Genomic DNA, 4,116 nt, shown 5'->3' with positions numbered 1-4,116 from the left:
AGCAGGTAAGCTCCCGCGAAGCGGCCAATCATGGCGGCCGTCCAGTAGAGCGTCACCCGGTCGCCCGCCGATTTGGGGTCCAGGCCCATCACGTCGGGCAGGGCCAGGTAGGAGACGATGTGTGAGCCAATGGCTACTTCCGCCCCGACGTAGGCGAAAATGCCAAACACGCCCAGCACCAGGTGCCGGTAGTGCCAGGCCCGCGTCGAGCCCGCATCGACGGCCGCTACTCCCTCGGTGGCGGGCGTAATCTGCGGCAGATTAACCCGGCTCAGCAGCAGGCTGATGAGCAGCAGCACGGTGCCGATGACGAGGTAGGGCGTTTGCACCGCCGTCACGTCGATGGCCGCGGCACTGGCCGCCGTATCGAGCTTGGGCAAACGACTCAGAATTAGGGCGGAGCCCAGCAGCGGGGCCAGAGCGGTACCCAGCGAATTGAAAGCCTGCGTGAGTGTGAGCCGGGCCGACGCGGACCGGGCCGGGCCCAGAATGGCCACGTAAGGGTTGGCCGCTACCTGCAAAATCGTGATGCCCGAAGCCAGCACGAACAGCGCCCCCAGAAACAGGGGGTAGGCGCGCTGCGCCGCTGCCGGGTAGAACAGGAAAGCGCCCACGGCCGCCACCCCGAAGCCCAGCAACATACTGCGCTTGTAGCCTACCCGCGCCACGAGCTTGCCAGCCGGAATGCTCATGAGGAAATACGCCCCGAAAAAGCACAGGTTAATCAGGTTGGCCTGAGTAAAGGACAACTGAAAAATGGCCTTCAGATACGGTATCAGAATGTCATTGAGGCAGGTGATAAAGCCCCACAGGAAGAACAGGGTGGTGACGGCGCTCAGCGCCGTGGTGTAGCGCTGCGAGCCATCAGCAGCGGCGGGAGTGGTGGAATCGACCAGGGTAGGGGCGGGAGCAGCCATGAGCGAAATAGGTTAAAGAGGGGGGTAGGGATAACCAGGAAAAGGGCGCGGCCTAGTTGCCGCCGGCGCGGGTCGGCGCCGGCGTCGCTGAGGATTGGGCAGTTGGCCCGGCGTAGCGGAAGCGCCGGGACTGGTCGCCGACGCGCAGGGTGAAGTAGCCGTCTTCCAGCCGCGACTCGCCCGCGGGGCCGGGGTAGCTCAGGTGCTGGTCGGGCCGAATCTCGAACACCAGCTCGCGGGTCTGGCCCGGCGCAAAGGCTTGCTTCTCGAAGTGCTTGAGCAGGCGCACGGGGCGCGTGATGCGGCCCACCTCGTCGGTCAGAAACCAGAGCACCGCTTCCTGGCCCGGCAGGGTACCCGTATTCGTTACCTGCACGGTGGCGCGCAGGGTGCCACGGCCGCTGAGCACCGAGTCGGCAAGCTGCAGGTTTTGGTATCGGAACGAGGTATAGCTCAGCCCCTGGCCGAACTCGGTCAGCATCGCACTCTTGTACTTGGGCCCGCGGCTTTCAAAACCGGCACCGAAGTCGCTCAGCTCCAGGCTGTTCTCGTTATTGTCGTGGTGGTAGTTAGCGGTGTGGCCGGCAAACTGCGGATACGTGAAGGGCAGCCGGCCGCTGGGGTTGGTTTTGCCGCTGAGCACTTCGGCCAGGGCCTGCCCGCCGCCAAAGCCCGGCAGGCCGGCCCACACGATGGCCCCGGCCTTGTCGGCCACGGCTCGCACGATGAGGGGCCGGCCGCCAATCAGCACCAGCACCGTGGGCCGGCCACTGCCCTGCGCGGCCTGCACCAGCTGCCGCTGGTCGTCGGGCAAAGTCAGGTCCGAGGAGTTGCCCAGGCCCTCAGCGTAGGGCCGCTCGCCCAGGGCCAGCACGATGGCATCGGCGCGCCGGGCGGCGGCCGAGATGGCCGTTAGCTGAACCTTGCCCGCCGCGTCCTGGTAGGGTAGAGTTTCGACCTGGGCGCGGGGAAATTCCTTTTTCAGGGCCGCCAGCAGGGTGAGCACCTCGCGGGGGTAGGCCGGCTCGGCGCGGCCCTGCCAGGCCAGGGTCCAGCCGCCGGCCAGGTTGGCGCGCGAGTCGGCGGACGGCCCGAGCACCAGCAGCCGCTTGACCTGGGCAGGGCGCAGGGGCAGGGTGTTGCGCTCGTTTTTAAGGAGCACCACCGACTCGCGCGCCGCCTGCACGGCTTGCAGTTGCAGCGCCGGGTCGCCAATGCGGTTGAGGCGGTCGGCGCGGGGCATTGGGTATTCGAAGAGGCCGATGTCGTCCTTCATTTGCAGCACCCGGCCGGCCGAGAGGTTGATGCGCTCCTCACTCAGGCGGCCTTCTCGGACCAGCTCCTTCACGTAGCGGCAAAAGTCGGTGGTGTAGGGCGTCATGGCCATGTCCACGCCGGCATCCAGGGCCATCCAGGTGGCTTCCTTCTCGTTAGGAGCGGTTTTCTGAACCGTTACCAGGCGAATGATATCCTGCCAGTCGGTCACGGCCACGCCCTGGAAGCCCATCTGCCGGCGCAGCAGGTCGGTAAGAATGGCCTTGGAAGCGTGCACGGGCTCGCCGTTGATTTCGCCCGAGTTAATCATGATAGATTTCAGCCCTGCATCGATGGCGGCCTGAAACGAGGGGCGGAAAAACTCCTGCAGGCGCTGGTCGGGAATCAGGGCGTTGGTGCGGTCCCAGCCGTTGCGCGGGTCGGAGTAGCCCAGGAAGTGCTTGCCGCAGCCCGCGACCTTGAAGGGGGCAATGTCCTGGTTGCCCTGCAACTCCTTCACGTAGGCCGCGCCCATCACGGATGCCACGTGCGGGTCTTCGCCGTAGGTTTCGTACAGGCGCGGCCAGTAGACGTTTACGCCCAGGTCGAGCACCGGCGCAAACACCCAGCGGTGCCCCAAATCCGCCGATTCCAGCACCGTGGCGCGGGCTTCCTGCTGCGCAAAGACGGGGTTGAACGTGGCGGCCAGGTTGAGGTTGTGCGGGAAGATGGCGGCCCCGGACACGTAGCTGGCCCCGTGCATGTGGTCGACGCCGTAGATGATGGGAATGTGCAGCCGCGACTCGCGCAGGGCAATGCGCTGCACGGCCGAGAGGAACTTCACCCACTGCGCGGGCGGCACGGCCTCGCCGTTTAGAAACGAGCCCACGTGGAAGTCCCGAATCAGCGGCACGAGCTTGGCCGAGTCGAGCGTTATGTCCTTCTGCTCGCCGGTGTGGTTGATGGTCGCGTTGGTGAGCTGGGTCATCTGCCCGATTTTCTCGTCCAGCGTCATCTGGCTCAGCAGCTGCCGCACGCGCGGGCTCCACTGCGGCGCGGCCGGCGTAGCGATGTCAGTGTTAGCGGCGGCCGAACTGGCTGCTGAAGCCATCGCCGCCGGCGGGCCAGCCGGCAGGGCTGCCCGCTGGCAGGCGCTGGCCAGCATCCCTACCCCCACCGCCCAGCGCAAGGCCGGGCGGCCCAGGGTATTCAGGTAAAATGAAAGGTTAGCACTCATCTGAAAAAGGGGGGGGGGTAGGGAAATGAAAATTAGAAGGCATCCACCAGCGAGCGCACCGTCAGCTGGCGCTTTAGCTCAGCGAGGGTAATCGGGCCCTGGGTTTTGAAGGTTATCTCTTTTTTCTCGCCGGGGAGCAGGTCGAAGTAGTTGTCGACGAAAACGCCGTCTTTTTCCGTCAGGCTCAAATTTACCGCGCGGGCCAGCGCCTTGCTTTGGAGCGTCACCTGGAAGGTGCTGTCGTTACGCTGCTGCCAGGTAGCGGCGATGCGGGGCTGGGGCAGCGCCATTTCCTTGGGCAGGGCAAAGTAGTAGGTGTTGGTCGAGAGTGCCGCGCCGCCGGCCGGCTCCACCTCGCAGCTGAGCACGACCTTTTTCGGGTCGCGCTTGCCCAGCAGCCTGGCCCTCGGAATCGAGACGTAGGCCTTGCTGGTGAGCGGCTCGATTTGCACCGCCGTAGCTTGCGTGAACAAGGCGCGGCCGTTGAGGTCCAGCAGGCGCACGCGCAGCTGGGCCGGCACGGCGCTGGTTTTATCGGACACCACGTAGATGCGCACCTGGTCGCCTTCCTCGTGGGGGCTCACCAGCACGTCGGCGTAGAAGCGCTTGGCGTAGTGCTGCAAGGCCTTCCAGCGGCCGTAGTAGTCGATGGACGACCACGAGGCCACGCCCCAGCAGTCGTCGAGCTGCCAGTACATCGAGCCCATC

At 65.6% G+C, this 4,116-nt stretch carries 3 protein-coding genes; all 3 read right to left on the bottom strand.

Features of this window, described 5'->3' with window-relative positions; genetic code table 11:
• On the bottom strand, window positions 1-917 hold a 917-nt coding region (locus ACFE70_RS19985; protein WP_375419550.1), incomplete at its 3' end, for a sugar MFS transporter.
• A 52-nt stretch (window positions 918-969) separates the two neighbouring features.
• Window positions 970-3,408, bottom strand: a complete 2,439-nt coding sequence (locus ACFE70_RS19980) for a glycoside hydrolase family 3 N-terminal domain-containing protein (RefSeq protein ID WP_375419549.1) — start codon at window positions 3,406-3,408, stop codon at window positions 970-972.
• A 32-nt stretch (window positions 3,409-3,440) separates the two neighbouring features.
• The coding region (locus tag ACFE70_RS19975) for a glycoside hydrolase family 2 protein (protein WP_375419548.1) at window positions 3,441-4,116 on the bottom strand (676 nt) is incomplete at its 5' end.

Origin of the sequence: uncultured Hymenobacter sp. (genome assembly GCF_964243305.1) — a bacterium.
In the GTDB taxonomy this organism is placed as follows: Bacteria; Bacteroidota; Bacteroidia; order Cytophagales; family Hymenobacteraceae; genus Hymenobacter.
Note: the sequence above shows the minus strand (reverse complement) of the source record. Positions and strands in the feature narration are given on the sequence as shown.